Source organism: Paraburkholderia hiiakae (genome assembly GCF_904848665.1).
In the GTDB taxonomy this organism is placed as follows: Bacteria; Pseudomonadota; Gammaproteobacteria; order Burkholderiales; family Burkholderiaceae; genus Paraburkholderia; species Paraburkholderia hiiakae.
This window is the reverse complement of sequence record NZ_CAJHCQ010000008.1, coordinates 175633-192813: the sequence shown is the minus strand read 5'-3', so window position 1 is coordinate 192813 and position 17181 is coordinate 175633. Positions and strand designations below refer to the sequence as shown.

Below are 17181 nucleotides of genomic sequence, written 5' to 3'. Positions count from 1 at the left end.
TGTCAACCAGCGCGCGAAGGTACGCTTACCACCAGCGCCAGAAGTGATGCACCGGCCCGACGCCATGACCGACGTCGAGCCGCGCACTGGCCTCCAGCGCCGCCGTTAGATACTGCTTGGCTTCGCCAACGGCCGGTGCGAGCGCGCCGTGCTGCGGCCACAGTGCGGCAATCGCGGAAGAGAGTGTGCAGCCGGTGCCATGCGTATTCGTCACCGGCACGCGCGGGCCGCCCAGGCGCAGCGTGCCACCGGCCTCGATGAGCCAGTCGGGGCTGTCATCGCTGCCCAGATGGCCGCCTTTCATCAGCACCGCCTGCGCACCGAGTGCGCGCAGCGCTTCGCCTTGCTCGACCATCGCGGCTTCGTCGACAGCAGGCGCCACACCGAGCAGCGCCGCGGCTTCCGGCAGATTCGGCGTGACGACGCCCGCGAGAGGCAGAAGCTCCTCGCGCAGCGCGGCCACCGCTTCGCGCGCGAGCAGCGCGTGATTGCTCTTCGAGATCATCACGGTGTCGAGCACGACGCGCGTCGGCTTGTGCCGTCGCAGCGCATCGGCGACGGCGCGCACGATTTCGGCGTTGGCGAGCATGCCGATCTTCACGGCGTCGATGCGGATGTCGTCGAACACGGCATCGAGCTGCGCGGTGACGAAACCCGCGTCGGGCGCGTGGATCGCGGTGACGCCGCGTGTGTTCTGTGCGGTGAGCGCCGTAATGACGCTCGCGCCGTACGCGCCGAGCGCGGAGAACGTCTTGAGGTCGGCCTGAATGCCCGCACCGCCGCCCGAGTCGGAGCCGGCGATCGTGAGAACGTTGAAAATCGGTGAAGTCATGGCAGCATCAGATGCGCGTCGCGCGCGGCGTGTCGCCGCGCGTGTGCAGGGAAAATTCGGTTCGGCGGACGCGGTGGCCGGATTACACCAGATCACGCACGCCCATCAATGCCTGTGATTTTCGCCGATCAGGGCGACTGAGTCGAACGAGCGCTGATTCGCCTGGTGGCGGCGCATCACGAGCCACATCATCAGGCAGACGAACGTGCCGAACAGCACGATCACGATGGTCACCGGCACGTCGAGCCAGACGAGCACGGCATACAGGCACAGCATCACGAGCACCGAAAGATTCTCGTTGAAGTTCTGCACGGCGATGGAGTGGCCGGCAGAGAGCAGCACGTGGCCGCGATGCTGGAGCAGCGCGTTCATCGGCACGACGAAGAAGCCCGAGAGGCCGCCCACGACCATGAGGAAGATGTACGCAAAAATCAGGTAGCCGGGAACGCGGAAATGGCCGATATGCAGGCCCCAATGCGGCGGAAAGAGATGGCGCGTGTAGAACGCCATGAGCATGACGGCAAGACCCATGATGATGCCGACCGGCAGCACCGAGAGCGACTTCTTGAGCGGCACGCGCGCGGCTGCGATCATGGCGCCGGCCGCCACGCCCACGGCCACCACGGCCTGGAGCACCGCGCCTTCCGAGAGCGACATGCCGAGCGAGACTTCAGCCCATTTGAGCACGATGAATTGCAGCGTCGCGCCTGCGCCCCAGAAGAGCGTCGTGACCGCGAGCGAGATCTGGCCGAGCTTGTCCCCCCATAGCGTGTTGAAGCAGTCGGCGAAATCGCTGATGAGGCGGATGACACCGTGCTGCTGGCGCGGGTAGCGCGCGCCGGTGTCTGGGATGCGCAGATTGAAGAGGGCGGCGATCACGTAAATCACCATGATGACGACCATCGCGGCCTCGGCGGGCGTGCTGATCGCGGCGGGCGTATGGCGCAGCACATGCGAGGCGATGTGGGGGCTGATCAACGCGCCGCCGAGCACGGTGCCGAGAATGATCGAGCCGACTGTCGTGCCTTCGATCCAGCCATTGGCGGCGACGAGGCGCTCAGGCGGCAACAGCTCGGTCAGAATGCCGTATTTGGCGGGCGAATAAGCCGCCGCGCCGAAACCCACTACGCCATAGGCGAACAAGGGGTGGGTGCCTGCCAGCATCATGGCGCAGCCCACGACCTTGATCGTGTTCGTGATGAACATCACGCGGCCCTTGGGGCGGGAATCTGCAAAGGCGCCGACGAAGGCGGCAAGAACGACGTAGGAGAGGACGAAGAACAGCTTGAGCAGCGGCGTCATCCAGTTCGGAGCGTGGAGATCTTTCAGCAGTGCAATCGCAGCGATCAGGAGCGCATTGTCGGCCAACGACGAAAAAAACTGCGCGGCCATGATGGTGTAAAAGCCTTTTTTCATCTGATGCGATGCTTTCCTCGCTGCGGTCCGTCCGCCCCGGACGGGTGGGAGGCATCCGGGCTTATTACGTTCGAAATGGGTTGTGCGCAGGGCTTTATATCATGAAAATAGATGCATTCGGACTAGCACAATCCTTGAGCGCCCATCAGGCGGGCCTGCTGGGCGCTGAAAACACCCTGTAAGCTCCTGATTCGAAAGCGTCTTTGCGAAAAAATCTCATGCCGCGCCCCCTCTCAGCAACGATCCACACCGCCGCTCTCGCCAATAACCTCGCCGTCGTCCGCAAGTACGCGCCAAAGTCAAAAATCTGGGCCGTGGTGAAGGCCAACGCCTACGGGCATGGACTTGCGCGCGCGTTTCCCGGCCTGCGCGCAACAGACGGTTTCGGCCTGCTCGATCTCGAGGAGGCCGTCAAGCTGCGCGAGCTCGGCTGGGCGGGTCCGATTCTGCTACTCGAAGGTTTTTTCCGGCCCACCGACATCGACGTGATCGACCGCTACAGCCTCACGACCGTCGTGCACAGCGACGAGCAGATGCGCATGCTCGAAATGGCGCGTCTCTCGAAGCCGGTCAACGTTCAGCTCAAGATGAATAGCGGCATGAACCGGCTCGGCTATACGCCCGAGAAATACCGTGCCGCGTGGGAGCGCGCGCGTGCCTGTGCCGGCATCGGCCAGATCACGCTGATGACGCATTTCGCGGACGCCGATACGCCGCGCGGCGTGAGCGAGCAGATGGCAACGTTCGAGCGTGGCGCGCAAGGCATTGCGGGTACGCGCAGCCTCGCCAATTCGGCCGCCACGCTCTGGCATCCTTCGACGCACTTCGACTGGGTGCGCCCCGGCATCATTCTCTATGGCGCTTCGCCTTCGGGCTTCTCCTCGGCGCTCGAAGGTGTGGGCCTGCAGCCGGCCATGACGCTCGCGTCCGAACTCATCGCCACGCAGCACGTCGCCGAAGGGCAGACCGTCGGCTACGGCTCGATCTTCACGGCGCGCAAGCCCATGCGCATCGGCGTGGTGGCGTGCGGTTATGCAGACGGCTATCCGCGCGTCGCGCCCGAAGGCACGCCCGTGATCGTCGACGGCGTGCTCACGCATGTCGTGGGCCGCGTCTCCATGGACATGCTCACTGTCGATCTCACGCCTGTGCACAGCGCGGGCGTGGGCGCGCGCGTGGAACTGTGGGGCAACAACCTGCCGATCGACGACGTCGCGAAAGCCTGTGGCACGATCGGCTACGAGCTGATGTGCGCCGTTGCGCCGCGCGTGCCGGTGCGGGCCGAATAACGCCATGGCAAAGAGCATGGCGAAGGTCAAGACACTGTATACGTGTACCGAATGCGGCGGCCAGGCGCCCAAGTGGCAAGGCCAGTGCCCCGCGTGCGGCGCGTGGAACACGCTGGTGGAAGGCGTTGCCGAATCGGCGAGCAGTCACCGCTTCCAGTCGCTCGCGAAGAGCGCGCCGGTGCGGCGTCTCGCCGATATCGAGGCGTCCGACGTACCGCGCTTCACGACCGGCGTGGGCGAGTTCGACCGCGTGCTGGGCGGCGGACTCGTAGCGGGCGGCGTGGTGCTGATCGGCGGCGATCCGGGCATCGGCAAGTCGACGCTGTTGCTGCAGTCGCTTGCGCAGATCGCGGCGGAGCGTCGCGCGCTATACATAAGCGGCGAAGAATCGGCTGCGCAGATTGCGTTGCGCGCGCAACGATTGGCGCTGCTCGATCCCGGCTCCATGGCGAGCGAGCTGCAACTGCTCGCCGAGATCCAGCTCGAAAAGATCCAGGCGACGATCGAGGCTGAAAAGCCCGACGTCGCGGTCATCGACTCGATCCAGACGATCTACTCCGAGGCGCTGACTTCCGCGCCGGGCTCTGTCGCGCAGGTGCGAGAGTGCGCGGCGCAGCTCACACGTATCGCGAAGCAGTCGGGCACGGCGATCATCATGGTCGGTCACGTGACGAAGGAGGGCAACCTCGCGGGGCCGCGGGTGCTTGAGCATATCGTCGACACCGTCCTGTATTTCGAAGGCGACACGCATTCGTCGTTCCGTCTCGTGCGCGCGTTCAAGAACCGCTTCGGTGCGGTCAACGAACTGGGCGTGTTCGCGATGACCGAGAAAGGCCTGCGCGGCGTGGCGAATCCCTCGGCGCTCTTTCTCTCGCAGCACGAGCAGAGCGTGCCGGGTTCCTGCGTGCTCGTGACCCAGGAAGGCTCTCGGCCACTGCTCGTCGAGGTGCAGGCGCTCGTCGACACGGCGCACGTGCCGAATCCGCGGCGCCTCGCCGTCGGCCTCGAACAAAACCGGCTTGCGATGCTGCTGGCGGTGCTACATCGCCATGCCGGCATCGCGTGCTTTGACCAGGACGTTTTTCTCAATGCCGTGGGCGGGGTGAAAATCACGGAGCCGGCCGCGGATCTCGCCGTGCTGCTCGCCATTCACTCTTCGATGCGTAACAAGGCGTTGCCCAAGGGTCTGATCGTTTTTGGCGAAGTCGGTCTCGCGGGCGAGATCCGGCCCTCGCCGCGCGGCCAGGATCGCCTGAAGGAAGCCGCGAAGCTCGGTTTTTCATGCGCCCTGATTCCCCGCGCCAATGCGCCGAAACAACCGATCGAAGGTTTACAGGTGATTGCCGTGGAGCGTCTCGAGGAAGCGATCGATCGGGTACGCGAACTGGAATAACCATGCCGCGCGGGCGCCGAGGGCTTGTACTGTCGCGTAATGATTAGTAACAACCCTGGTTTCGACTGTAACCATTTCGCACGTCGTTTTCCCTATCCTTGGCGCGATGTTCAACCGTGTCGAACGGAAAGGATAGCGACTTGAAACAGACTGATACGTCCTTCGACGGTCGTTCGATCGTCGTGCGCGGCTGCCGGGTTTCCGAGCCGCTCATGCAACCCTGGGGCAGCACGTGCCGCATCGTCGAGTGGATCGATGGCGACGGGCGCATTTCGCGCCGCGTCGTGGCGGAAGACGTGACGGCGGCCGAGGTGCGCAGCACCATTGCGCATCACGTGGAAGGCCGCAAGTACGTGATGTACGACGACGAGCGGTTGCCGCGGCAAACGCTGCCACGACGCTAAACGAAAAAATGGGCGCTGCGAGGCGCCCATTTTGCATTGTGCTCACGCATGGTGTGGCGTGCGCCGCGGGGGGCTAGCCCCAAGGACCGTAGGTGAAGGGCTTTTTCCCGCCAGGCGCGCCCGAGGTGTCGGCACCCTGGCCGGGTTGGGTGGGTTGGACCGGCCGGGCGGATTGGAAGGAATGCGCGCCTTGCGGCTCACCGCCTGGCTGAAAAGGCGCAGCCTGCATACCGGGCGCGGCCTGCTGCGTCTGCCGGGCGGACATTTCGTCCATCATGGCTTGCAGCACTTCGGCATTGAAGAGGGGATGGCGCGAAGCCTCGCCTGGCGTGAGGACTGGCGAAACACAGGTGTCGATTGCCTCCAGACGGTCGATCCAGGTCTGCAACGACTCCGACTCGATGATGGCCGCCAGTTCGCGCGTGAGCGCGGCGGCATCCGCGCCACCAATTGCCTGGCCAAGACTCCAGTGCCGCTCGGCCCAGTCGTCGCGGCCAATGGCCTGGCATAGCGTCTGCCAGAACTTCAATTCGAGCGCGCCGACCGCGAGCCACCGCCCGTCCTGAGTGCGATAGAGGTTGTAGCAGGGCACACCGCCGTTGAGCAGGCCGCCGCCTGGCTGCAGCGCCGCGGCGTCGTCGTTGGCTAGCGCGACCTGGGCGATCACGTTGTGCGCGTAGCTCGCGTGCGCCATCGAAACGTCGACGAAACGGCCCTCGCCGCCACGTGCCACATGCCAGAGCGCCGCGAGAATCTGTGTGACCGCGCTGAGCGCGCCGCCGAGCAGGTCGGCGATCTGAAAATTGGGCAGCACCGGCGTGCCGTCGCGCGAGGCCAGTTGGTCTAGTACTCCCGAATAGGCGACATAGTTGATGTCATGGCCCGGATGGCCGGCGAACGGGCCGGTCGAGCCGTAGCCCGTGATCGCGCAGTAGACGAGTTTCGGATTGACCTTGCGCAATGTCTCGTAGCCTACGCCGAGGCGGTCCATCACCCCGGGCCGGAAACTTTCGACCAGCACGTCGGCGTCACGCGCGAGCGCGAACAACACCGATCGGCCGCTCTCAGTCTTCAAATCGACGCGGGTTTCGCGCTTGCCGCGGTTGACGAGGCGATAGAACGCACCGGGGCGCGCGGCCACTTCGTCCACTGCGCTTTGCATCATCACGCGCGCCGCGTCGCCCGCGCCGGGCGGTTCGATCTTCAGGACATCGGCGCCCATTTCCGCGAGCCGCAAGGTGGCTACGGGCCCGGGCAGGAGGCGGGTCAGATCCAGTACGCGAAGGCCCTGCAATGCGGCGGGTGACGACACTCGTGGCTCCCTGGCGAATATTCTTGGCGAAAAGCGCGGCTAGCGCCGCGATGGTGACGCAGTGGCCACCGCAGCGGCCACTATAAGCTGCGCTAGCCGATCTGCTCGAGTTCCTCGTGCGCATCGAGCCATTCGGCTTCGAGCGTTTCGAGGCGCGAGGCAACCTCGGCCTGGCGGCGAATCGCCTCGGTCAAGCGGCTCTTCTGCTCCGGCTCGTAGCTCGCCGGGTCGGCGACGAACGCGTCGAGCGTGCTCTTTTCGGTGTTGAGCGCATCCATTTCCTTTTCGATCTTGCCGATTTTCGCCTGTAACGGCTTCTTCAGGTGGGCAACCTTCTGGCGCTGCTCCGCTTCCTGGCGCCGCTGTTCCTTGCGATTGACGCTGTCGCCAGTATTGGCGCCATTTGCCGCATCCGCCGTGCCGGAAGCGGCTTCCTTGAGCGCCGCGCGTTGCTCGGCCGCATGCTGGAGCAGCCAGTCGCGGTAGTCGTCGAGGTCGCCGTCGAACGGTTGCAGACGATGCTTCGCCACCAGCATGAATTGATCGGTCGTGGCGCGCAGCAAATGCCGGTCGTGCGACACGAGGATCAGAGTGCCTTCGAACTGTGCGAGCGCCATGGTGAGCGCATGGCGAGTTTCGAGGTCGAGGTGGTTGGTCGGCTCGTCGAGCAGCAGGAGGTTGGGCTTTTGCCAGATGATGAGCGCGAGCGCGAGGCGCGCCTTCTCGCCGCCCGAGAAGGGTGCGATGGACGCAGTGGCCATCTCGCCCGGGAAGTTGAAGCCGCCGAGGAAGTCGCGCAGTTCCTGCTCGCGTGTGTCGGGCGCGAGGCGCGCGAGATGCTGGAGCGGCGAGTCGTCGGGGCGCAGCGTTTCGAGCTGATGCTGCGCGAAGTAGCCGATCTGCAGGCCCTTGCCCGTGCGCAGTTCGCCGGAAAGCGCTGTGAGCGTGCCCGCGAGCGTCTTGATAAGCGTGGACTTGCCCTGGCCGTTCGCGCCGAGCAGGCCGATACGCTGGCCGTTCTGGATCGAGAGCGTGACGCGTTCGACGATGGGCGTTTCGCTGCCGTCTTCGGCCCGATAGCCGCAGCGCACATCTTCCATCACGAGCATGGGGTTGGGGGCGGAGTCGGGCGTGCGGAACTCGAATGTGAACGGCGAACTCGCGTGCGCGGGCGCGATCAGCTCCATCTTTTCCAGTGCCTTCACACGGCTTTGCGCCTGGCGCGCCTTGGTGGCCTTGGCCTTGAAGCGGTCGATGAAGCTTTGCAGGTGCGCGACGGTTCGCTGCTGCTTTTCGTACGCGCTCTGCTGGAGCGCCAATTGTTGCGCGCGCAAGATCTCGAACTGCGAGTAATTGCCGCCGTAACGCTTGATCTGCTGGTTTTCCAGGTGCAGTGTGACATCGCAGATCGAATCGAGGAATTCGCGGTCGTGCGAAATCACGACGAGCGTGCCGGGATAGCGATGCAGCCAGTCTTCGAGCCAGACGATCGCGTCCAGATCCAGGTGGTTCGTGGGCTCGTCGAGCAGCAGCAGGTCGGAGCGGCACATGAGCGCCTGCGCGAGGTTCAGACGCATGCGCCAGCCGCCCGAGAAGCTCGTCACGGGCTGGCGCGTTTGCTCGAGCGTGAAGCCGAGGCCGAGCAGCAGCGCTTCGGCGCGCGCGGGGGCCGTGTAGCCGTCGGCGTCGGCGAAAGCGCCGTGCGCTTCGGCTTCGGCTGCGCCGTCGTGCGCGGCCGAAGCTGCGGCGATGCGGGCCTCGATTTCGCGCAGCGCGGCGTCGCCGTCGAGCGCGTAGTCGAGCGCGGTGCGCTCGACCGCCGGGGTTTCCTGCGCGACGTGCGCGATGCGCCAGGACGGCGGCAGCGAGAAGTCGCCGGCGTCCGCGTGCAGTTCGCCACGCAGCACGGCGAACAGGGTCGATTTGCCCGCGCCGTTCGCGCCGATGAGACCGACCTTTTCGCCGGGGTTCAGCGTGAACGAGGTCTGTTCGAAAAGCGGCTTGGTGCCGCGTGCAAGACTGAATTGGTTGAAGCGGATCACGACGGCGCCGGCAGGAAGAAAACGAAAGAAAGCGCTATTTTAGACCGGGGCGCGCAGCCTGGGCGCGCTCCGGCCGGCATTGGCCGAACGGCTAGCCGTTTGGTCGAGTGCTAATTGCATGCTTTCTCACGTAGACTGGCGCTTTTCCACGGGAGAGCCAGATGACATCGATCTATTCGTTTTCGGCGCAACCGCTCGGCGGCGGCGAGCCGGTGAGCCTCGAGCGCTATACGGGCAAGGTGCTCCTGATCGTCAACACCGCGAGCGAGTGCGGATTCACGCCGCAGTACGCGGGCCTGCAAAAGCTCTACGACCAGTACGCCGCGCGCGGGCTCGCGGTGCTCGGCTTTCCGTGCAACCAGTTCGGCAAGCAGGAGCCCGGCGACGCCGCGCAGATCGGCAGCTTCTGCGAGAAGAACTACGGCGTCACGTTTCCGATGTTCGAGAAGATCGACGTGAACGGGGCGAACGCACACCCACTGTATCGCTGGCTCACGGGCGAGGCGCCGGGGCTCCTCGGGCTCGAAGGCATCAAGTGGAACTTCACGAAGTTTCTGGTCGACCGCGACGGCGGCGTGGTGAAGCGCTACGCGCCCGTGACGAAGCCTGAGGCGATCGCAGCGGACATCGAAAAGCAGCTCTGAGCGTCGGCCGGCGGAAAAGGCGCGCGTTACAGAATCGGCGCGAAGAGCCGCGCGAGGTGCATCGTGATCTTGCGCCACGCGGGCGCGTCGCGGTACTCGCTGCGGTCGATCTCGAAGGTCTCTTCGAAGTCGCGCAGCAGCATCGCTTCGACTTCGGCCGCGAAGCCGCGATGCACCGTCAGCACCATGATCTCGAAGTTCAGGCGAAACGACCGGTTGTCGAGATTCGCGCTGCCGATGGCCGCAGCCACGTCGTCGATCAGCACGACTTTCTGGTGCAAAAAGCCCGGCTTGTAGCGGAAGATGCGGATGCCCGCGCGCACCGCATCGAAGGCGTACAGCATTGACGCTTCGAACACCACGTAATGGTCGCGCCGGCTCGGGATCATGATGCGCACGTCCACGCCGCGCAGCGCCGCGAGGCGCAGCGCCGAGAACACGGCTTCGTCGGGCACGAGGTAGGGCGTGGTGATCCACAGGCGTTTCTTCGCGGCGTTGATCGCCTCGACGAAGAAGAGCGAGCAGGTCTCCTGGCGGTCGGCCGGACCCGTGGGCAAGACGAGGCAGTACATGTCGTCGCCGTCGCGCGGCACGACGGTGGGCGGCTCGCAGCCGGGGAGCTGCTGGGTGGCCCAATACCAGTCTTCGGTGAAGGCGAACTGCACGTTGGCGACCGCCGGTCCGCGCAGTTCGATATGCGTATCGCGCCAGGGCGAGAGGCGCGCATTCGCGCCCAGGTATTCGACGCCCACGTTGTGGCCGCCCACGAACGCGTGCTGGCCGTCCACTACGACGATCTTGCGGTGGTTACGGAAGTTGAGCTGGAAGCGGTTGACGAAGTGGCGCTTCGTGGAGAACGGGTGCACTTCCACGCCACCGTCCTGCAACTCGTGCACGTAGCTGGCGGGCAGGTCGAACGAGCCGATGCTGTCGTACAGCAAGTACGCGCGCACGCCGCGTTTCCTGCAGTCGAGCAGCACGTCCTTCAGCATGTCGCCGAGCGCGTCGGCGCGCACGATGAAGAACTGCACGATCACGTAGTGCTCGGCGCGTTCGATTGCATCGAAGATGGCGGAGAACGTCGCTTCGCCATTCACGAGTGTGCGCACGGCATTGCCCGGCACGAGCGGCATGCCGCCCAGGCGCGCGAACGTGCGGATCACGCGTACGCCCAGTTCGTCGGCTGGCCATTCGCCCGCGGATACGAGCTTGTCCCAATCCGGCGCGTGAGCGTGTGAGCGCAATGTTTCGTTGCGCAGGCGCCTCGCGTCGGCATAGCCCGCGAACTTGCTGCGGCCGAGAAAGAGATACGGGACGAGCGTGAGATAGGGCATCGTCGCGAGCGAGACGGCCCAGGCAATCGCGCCCTGTGAGGTGCGCGTGTTGAGGATCGCGTGGCACGCCGCGATCAGCCCAAGCAGATGGATGATCGCGAGCAGCGTGCCGAGGTGTGACCAGTCGAATCGCATAGATGCGTGGGACGCTCCTTCAGCTGGACGCAGGGCCGGCCCGCGCGGGGAAGCGCACGGCCGGAGGGCTCAATCTTACCGAACCCGCTGCGACGACGGCTATCGTCCCAGTCCTGCACGCAGCGAGACACGGCGCACGGACGCCGCGGCTCGTTCGCGCAGATCGGTCAGACCGGCAAGTCGCAGGCCTGAATCAGGAAGACTTGATCGTCGCCGGCGCTCGTCGAGAGCCAGACGATGTCCAGGCCGCCGAACGCCGCTTCCACGTTCTCGCGCTCGTTGCCGATCTCGACCACCAGCACGCCGTTATCGGTGAGCCAGTTGCGTGCGTCCTTGACGATGCGGCGCACGATGTCCATGCCGTCCGCGCCACCCGCGAGCGCCATTTCCGGCTCGTGGCGATACTCGGGCGGCAACGCCTGCATCGAGTCGGCATTCACGTACGGCGGGTTCGTGATGATCACGTCGTAGCGGCGCTCGGGCAGCGGCGCGTACAGGTCGCCTTCGAAGAGGGCAATGCGCTCGTCGAGATCGTGTTCGTGCACGTTGCGCTTCGCCACTTCGAGCGCGGGCGCGGAGAGATCGACGGCGTCGATGTCGGCGTTCGGAAACGCGTGCGCCGCGAGAATCGCGAGGCTGGCCGAGCCGGTGCACAGTTCCAGCACCGCGCTGACCTGCTCGGGATCTTCCACGTAGGGCTGCAGGCCGTCTGCGAGCAGCTCGCCGATGAACGAGCGCGGCACGATGACGCGCTCATCCACGTAGAAGCGCAGGCCGTGCATCCACGCTTCCTGCGTGATGTAGGCGGCGGGCACGCGGTCGGTTGCGCGGCGCTCGATCACGCCGAGCACCTTGTCGATTTCCTCGGTCGTGAGGCGCGCGTCGAGAAACGGGTCGAGCAGGTCGAGCGGCAAGTGCAGCGTGTGCAGAACCAGGTACGCGGCTTCGTCGTAGGCGTTGCTCGAGCCGTGGCCGAAGGCCAGTTGTGCGGCCGAAAAGCGCGAGACACCGTAGCGCAGCAGGTCGCGAACAGTGGCAAAGGTAGCGGCTAGCGGATGGGTCATGTTCTGGACTCCAGAGCGTGTTTGGTTGGCCGGTCAGGCGATCAGCTGTTCGAGCACGCGGCGATATACGTTCTTGAGCGGATCGATGAATTTCACTTCGATATGCTCATCGATCTTGTGGATGCTGGCGTTGGGCGGCCCGAACTCCACCACCTGCTCGCACATGCGCGCGATGAAGCGGCCATCGGACGTGCCGCCCGTGGTCGAGAGTTCGGTGGTGACGCCGGTTTCGTCGTGGATCGCTTTTGCGAGCGCGTTCGAGAGTGCGCCGCGCGGCGTGAGGAAGGGCAGGCCGCTCACGCTCCAGTGCAGGTCATATTCGAGGCCGTGCTTGTCGAGGATGGCGTGCACGCGCTTTTGCAGGCCTTCCACCGTGCTCGCGGTGGAGAAGCGGAAGTTGAACATCACGTCGGCGTGGCCCGGAATCACGTTGCTCGCGCCCGTGCCGCTGTGCATGTTCGACACCTGCCACGTGGTGGGCGGGAAGTATTCGTTGCCGTCGTCCCACTTTTCGGCGACGAGTTCGGCGAGCGCGGGGGCCAGCAGATGCACCGGGTTCTTCGCGAGATGCGGATAGGCGATATGCCCCTGCACGCCCTTCACGACGAGCTTGCCCGACATCGAGCCGCGGCGGCCGTTCTTCACACAGTCGCCGAGCGTATGGGTCGAAGTGGGTTCGCCCACGATGCAGTAATCCATCTTCTCACCGCGCGCCTCTAGCGCCTCGACGACCTTCACGGTGCCGTCGGTAGCCGGGCCTTCCTCGTCGCTCGTGATGAGGAACGCGATGGCGCCACGATGCTGCGGATGCATCGCCACGAACTCTTCGCTTGCCACCACGAAGGCCGCGAGCGAGGTCTTCATGTCGGCGGCGCCACGGCCGTAGAGAACGCCGTCGCGGTGCGAGGGCTGGAACGGCGGCGAGCTCCATTGTTCGATGGGGCCGGTCGGCACGACGTCGGTGTGGCCCGCGAAGGCGAGCAGCGGGCCTTGCGCGCCCGCGGTGCCGCGCTTGACGGCCCACAGGTTCGTCACGCCGTTGGATTCGATCGTTTCGCACGCGAAGCCGAGCGCGCTGAGGCGTTCGGTCATGATGCGCTGGCAGTGCTGGTCGTCGGGCGTGACGGACGCGCGCGCGATCAGGGCTTCGGTAAGGGCGAGGGTGGCGGACATAAAAAGACCACTTTCAATAAAAATGCCGGCGCCGCTGATGGAGCAGGGGCCGGCAACAACTTGTCATGACCGTGCGCGCTCGAGTGCCATGGAGCAGACCAGGCGCACCGGTCTCACACGGCGCTCAAGCGAAGAGCTCCGCATACTGGTCGGCGGAAAAGCCGAGCGTCTTCACGCGGCCGTTCACCACGACCACGGGCCGCTTGATGATCGACGGCTTGTGGATCATCAGCGCAATCGCGCCGGCGGTCGTGTCGGCTTCGGCCTTGTGCACGTCCGAAAGGCCGCGCCAGGTCGTGCCGCGCTTGTTGATGAGCTGATCGAGCGACACGTCCTTGAGCCAGTCCTGGACGAGCGCATTCGAGACGCCCGCCTTCTTGAAGTCGTGAAACTCGAACTCGACGCCGTGCTCTTCGAGCCACACGCGGGCCTTCTTCACGGTGTCGCAGTTCGGAATGCCGTAGACAACGGTCTTGGCAGACTTCGCCATCAGTCGCCTCGCAGCAGCTCGTTCAGGCCGACCTTGGCGCGCGTCTTCGCGTCGACCTTCTTGACGATCACGGCGCAGTAGAGGCTGTGCGAGCCGTCCTTCGAGGGCAGGTTGCCCGCGACCACGACCGAGCCCGCCGGAATACGGCCATACGACACTTCGCCGGTTTCCCGGTCGTAAATCTTGGTCGACTGGCCGAGATACACGCCCATCGAGATCACCGAGTTCTCTTCGACGATCACGCCTTCCACGACTTCCGAGCGCGCGCCGATGAAGCAGTTGTCTTCGATGATGACCGGGTTGGCCTGCAGCGGCTCCAGCACGCCGCCGATGCCCACGCCACCCGAGAGGTGCACGTTCTTGCCGATCTGCGCGCACGAACCAACCGTGGCCCACGTGTCGACCATCGTGCCTTCATCGACGTACGCGCCGATGTTGGTGTACGACGGCATCAGCACGACGTTTTTCGCGATGAACGAACCGCGGCGCGCGATAGCCGGCGGCACCACGCGGAATCCGCCCGCGGCGAAGTCTTCAGCCGTGTAGTTGGCGAACTTCGAGGGCACCTTGTCGTAGAACTGGCTGTAGCCGCCCGCGGGCATCGGCGCGTTGTCTTCCAGGCGGAACGACAGCAGCACGGCCTTCTTCACCCACTGGTTGACGACCCAGTCGCCGTCCTTCTTCTCGGCGCAGCGCAGCGCGCCACGGTCCAGCTCGGAAATGACGTGGGCGACGGCTTCGCGCACGTCGTTCGGGGCCGACCTGGGCGAAAAATCGGCGCGGTTTTCCCAGGCGGTGTCGATGATCTGCTGAAGTTGTTGCGACATGGTGGTGATTTCGTGAGATTGATGGTTGAAAGCGGTGTTGCGCGCAGCGAGGTGCAGGACCCCGGCGCGCACGAGAAAGGCTTTACGGTTTGAGCGAGCGGCAGAACTCGACGATGCGCTGCGCGCCCTCGATGCACTCCTCGACGTCGGCGACGAGCGCCATGCGGACGAAGTCTTTACCCGGATTCGCGCCATGCGCCTCGCGCGCGAGGAACGAGCCGGGCAGAACCGTCACATTATAGTCGGCGTAGAGACGCTGGGCGAACGCGGTGTCGGTCAGGCCGGTGCGCGCGACGTTGGCCCAGAGGTAGAACGCGGCGTCGGGCAATTTCACGTCGAGCACGTCGGCGAGCATGGGCGTGACGGTCGAGAACTTCGTCACGTATTTCGCGCGGTTTTCGCGCACGTGCGCCTCGTCGCCCCAGGCCGCGATGCTGGCGGACTGCCAGACCGGCGACATCGCCGAGCCGTGATAGGTGCGGTACAGCAGGAACTGCTTGAGGATGGCGGCGTCCCCGGCCACGAAGCCCGAGCGCATGCCCGGCGCGTTCGACCGCTTGGAAAGGCTCGACAACATGACGAGACGCTCGAAGCCGCGGCCCAGCTTGTGCGCGGCCTCGAGACCGCCGAGCGGCGGATTCGCTTCGTCGAAATAGATTTCCGAGTAGCACTCGTCCGAGGCGATCACGAAGCCGTAGCGATCGGAAAGCGCGAACAGCTCGCGCCAGTCGTCGAGCGTGATCACGGCGCCCGTGGGATTGCCCGGCGAGCACACGTACAGCAGCTGCGTGCGCGCCCAGACTTCTTCGGGAACCTGCGAATAGTCGCAGGCGAAGTTGCGGGTCGGATCGCTGTTCACGAAGTACGGCTCGCCGCCGCCCAGCAGCGCGGCGCCTTCGTAGATCTGGTAGAAAGGGTTCGGGCAGAGTACGATCGCCCGCTTCGCCGGGTCTTTCACGCCCGCTGTCGGGTCGATCACGGCCTGCGCCAGCGCGAACAGCGCTTCGCGCGAGCCAGAGACCGGCAGGATTTCCGTGGCTGCGTCGATGGCCGGCAGCCCGTAGCGCGCTTTCACCCAGTTCGCAATCGACTCGCGCAGCGCGGGCGTGCCCGCTGTGGCCGGGTACGACGAGAGGCCATCGAGCGATGCCACGATGGCGTCGCGGATCAGCGCAGGAGTGGGGTGTTTCGGCTCGCCGATCCCGAAGCTGATATGGCGCAGGCCGGCGTTCGGCGTGACGTCCTTGAAGAGTATGCGCAGCTTTTCGAAGGGATAGGACTGAAGGGTGTCGAGTAGCGGATTCACTTGGGCGTCGGACAGGCGTGGGCGAAAGACGGATGGCGTGGCGCGCAGGATTGGGGCGGCCACTGCGGGCCGGCGAGCCAGTTGCGCTGGGCTCGGCGAAAACACGGCGGCGCGGCCTTGGAGCTGCAAGCCTTTGATTATAGCGTGGCGCCGTTGCTGCCGCGGGCGCCGGCCAGATCCCGCCTTGGCGCAGCCGGTGCTCGCCGGACGACAAGACAAAGGAAAAGCATGGAATTTTCGAATCGCGTTTCGAACAACGAAGCCGGTGCTGCGAATGCGCGGCCGGGGCCGGGTCGAGGGAAGCACAAGCAATGAGCCAGAGCACGGGCTTGCGCGCCGCGTGGCCAACGCTCGCCATCATGATTGGCGCGTCCGTATGGGGTTTTGTCTGGTATCCGCTGCGCATGCTGGCGGCCGCCGGACTCACCGGCACGGCATCCAGCGCTGCGACGAGTGCAGCCGGCTGCCTCTTCGTCCTCGCGCTGCGCTGGCGCTCGCTCGCGACCGTGCGCTGGCACTGGGTCCTGCCGATGCTCGGGCTTGCCGCGGGCGTGACCAACGTGGGTTTCGTGTGGGGCGCGATCCACGGCGAAGTGATGCGCGTCCTGCTGCTCTTCTATCTGACCCCGGCCTGGACAGCGATCTTCGCGCACTTCATCCTGCACGAGCGCCTGAACTGGGCGGGAGGTGCGCTCGCGGCGCTGTCGCTCCTCGGTGCGGTGCTGATGCTGTGGTCGCCGCAGCTCGGCGTGCCGCTGCCCGCCAACGCCGCCGAATGGGCGGGTCTCATTGGCGGCATGGGTTTCGCGATGAGTAACGTGCTCGTCGTGAAGACGAGCCGCGTGCTTCCGCACATGAAGCCGGAGATGCGCACCGCAACGATCTTCGCGGGCGCCGCGCTCTTCGGCGCGCTGACCTCCTGCTTCGAGCCGATGTCGGCCGCACCGGCAGGCGAGCATCTCGCGCGCGTCGTGCTACTGGTGCTCGCGCTCGGCATCGTGCTCGGCACCAACAACATGCTCGTTCAGTACGGGCTTGCCCGCGTGCCGGCGAACCGCGCCTCGATCATCATGCTGTTCGAAATCGTCGTGACGGCGCTCACGTCGTGGCTCTTCGCGGGCGAGACCCCGGGCCCGCGCGAATGGGCGGGCGGCGCGTGTATCGTGCTCGCTTCCCTGCTGTCGAGCTGGGTGCACCGCGCGCAGGACGCGCGCAAGCGCGGCGCACACGTGGGCGCCGACGCGAGCGTCATGACCCACGCCGACGCCAGCCGCACCGATGACGCGGACGACGCCGACGGCAGCGACCCCGGCGGCGATGATGGCAACGGCGGCGGCAACCGCGATGGGGGCGCAGGCGGCGGCTCGGGTCCAGGGCCTTCCCGCGCGCGGAATGGCGCGCGTGCGATGGTATGATTGCCGCTGATTCCCGCCGACCGCTCGCGCGCATGCGCGTTCGTGCGGCGAGCCGTGGCGCCTGCCTTGTGCGCACTGCGCCGCCGTGCGATCGATACCGGATTC

General features: G+C 65.6%; 15 protein-coding genes. 5 read left to right on the top strand and 10 right to left on the bottom strand.

The features are described 5' to 3' along the window. Nucleotides 1–25: 25 nt before the first annotated feature. Both thiD and lplT read right to left on the bottom strand, forming a co-directional pair. The gene (gene thiD, locus JMY28_RS17490) at nucleotides 26–832 is read right to left on the bottom strand and encodes a bifunctional hydroxymethylpyrimidine kinase/phosphomethylpyrimidine kinase (RefSeq protein WP_201697174.1); all 807 of its coding nucleotides are present in this window, start codon (nucleotides 830–832) and stop codon (nucleotides 26–28) included. 105 nt (nucleotides 833–937) lie between these two features. Beyond that, complete coding sequence (lplT, locus tag JMY28_RS17485) at nucleotides 938–2248, bottom strand: lysophospholipid transporter LplT (protein WP_201697173.1); 1311 nt, start codon at nucleotides 2246–2248, stop codon at nucleotides 938–940. A gap of 218 nt (nucleotides 2249–2466) precedes the next feature. Between lplT and alr the strand changes: the two genes are divergently transcribed. The 3 genes from alr (at nucleotide 2467) to JMY28_RS17470 (ending at nucleotide 5334) form a co-directional block, all read left to right on the top strand. Beyond that, nucleotides 2467–3537, top strand: a complete 1071-nt coding sequence (alr, locus tag JMY28_RS17480) for an alanine racemase (RefSeq protein ID WP_201697172.1) — start codon at nucleotides 2467–2469, stop codon at nucleotides 3535–3537. Between the two features lie 16 nt (nucleotides 3538–3553). After that, nucleotides 3554–4930 (top strand): DNA repair protein RadA, encoded by a 1377-nt coding sequence (gene radA, locus JMY28_RS17475; protein WP_158759070.1) that lies wholly within the window; start codon nucleotides 3554–3556, stop codon nucleotides 4928–4930. A gap of 140 nt (nucleotides 4931–5070) precedes the next feature. After that, nucleotides 5071–5334, top strand: coding sequence for a DUF2866 domain-containing protein (locus tag JMY28_RS17470; RefSeq protein ID WP_201697171.1), 264 nt, complete (start codon nucleotides 5071–5073; stop codon nucleotides 5332–5334). A gap of 73 nt (nucleotides 5335–5407) precedes the next feature. Here JMY28_RS17470 and JMY28_RS17465 read toward each other — a convergent pair whose 3' ends face one another. Beyond that, nucleotides 5408–6646: a CaiB/BaiF CoA transferase family protein gene (locus JMY28_RS17465; protein WP_236596905.1), complete on the bottom strand. Its 1239-nt coding sequence runs from the start codon at nucleotides 6644–6646 to the stop codon at nucleotides 5408–5410. A 92-nt stretch (nucleotides 6647–6738) separates the two neighbouring features. Continuing rightward, complete coding sequence (locus tag JMY28_RS17460) at nucleotides 6739–8688, bottom strand: ATP-binding cassette domain-containing protein (RefSeq protein ID WP_201697170.1); 1950 nt, start codon at nucleotides 8686–8688, stop codon at nucleotides 6739–6741. A 161-nt stretch (nucleotides 8689–8849) separates the two neighbouring features. Between JMY28_RS17460 and JMY28_RS17455 the strand changes: the two genes are divergently transcribed. Beyond that, the gene (locus JMY28_RS17455; protein WP_201697169.1) at nucleotides 8850–9332 is read left to right on the top strand and encodes a glutathione peroxidase; all 483 of its coding nucleotides are present in this window, start codon (nucleotides 8850–8852) and stop codon (nucleotides 9330–9332) included. Between the two features lie 26 nt (nucleotides 9333–9358). Here the strand turns inward: JMY28_RS17455 and cls are convergent, their stop codons facing one another. From cls to dapC, 6 genes are all read right to left on the bottom strand, one after another. Further along, nucleotides 9359–10801 carry a cardiolipin synthase gene (gene cls / locus JMY28_RS17450; RefSeq protein ID WP_201697168.1) on the bottom strand — a complete coding sequence of 481 codons (1443 nt, stop codon included), beginning with the start codon at nucleotides 10799–10801 and terminating at the stop codon, nucleotides 9359–9361. 167 nt (nucleotides 10802–10968) lie between these two features. After that, nucleotides 10969–11865 (bottom strand): 50S ribosomal protein L3 N(5)-glutamine methyltransferase, encoded by an 897-nt coding sequence (gene prmB / locus JMY28_RS17445; RefSeq protein WP_201697167.1) that lies wholly within the window; start codon nucleotides 11863–11865, stop codon nucleotides 10969–10971. 33 nt (nucleotides 11866–11898) lie between these two features. Then, complete coding sequence (gene dapE, locus JMY28_RS17440) at nucleotides 11899–13038, bottom strand: succinyl-diaminopimelate desuccinylase (RefSeq protein ID WP_201697166.1); 1140 nt, start codon at nucleotides 13036–13038, stop codon at nucleotides 11899–11901. 124 nt (nucleotides 13039–13162) lie between these two features. After that, the gene (locus JMY28_RS17435) at nucleotides 13163–13528 is read right to left on the bottom strand and encodes an ArsC family reductase (RefSeq protein WP_028204073.1); all 366 of its coding nucleotides are present in this window, start codon (nucleotides 13526–13528) and stop codon (nucleotides 13163–13165) included. Then, a complete protein-coding gene (gene dapD / locus JMY28_RS17430) occupies nucleotides 13528–14355 on the bottom strand; it encodes a 2,3,4,5-tetrahydropyridine-2,6-dicarboxylate N-succinyltransferase (protein WP_201697165.1) in 828 nt (275 codons plus the stop codon). The genes JMY28_RS17435 and dapD overlap by 1 nt, the downstream gene beginning before the upstream one ends. An 82-nt stretch (nucleotides 14356–14437) precedes the next feature. Beyond that, on the bottom strand, nucleotides 14438–15661 hold the full coding sequence (dapC, locus tag JMY28_RS17425; RefSeq protein ID WP_201697164.1) for a succinyldiaminopimelate transaminase: 1224 nt from the start codon (nucleotides 15659–15661) through the stop codon (nucleotides 14438–14440). A gap of 311 nt (nucleotides 15662–15972) precedes the next feature. On the opposite strand from dapC, the gene JMY28_RS17420 reads away from it, so the two are divergent. Further along, complete coding sequence (locus JMY28_RS17420) at nucleotides 15973–17076, top strand: DMT family transporter (protein WP_201697163.1); 1104 nt, start codon at nucleotides 15973–15975, stop codon at nucleotides 17074–17076. Nucleotides 17077–17181: the final 105 nt, after the last annotated feature.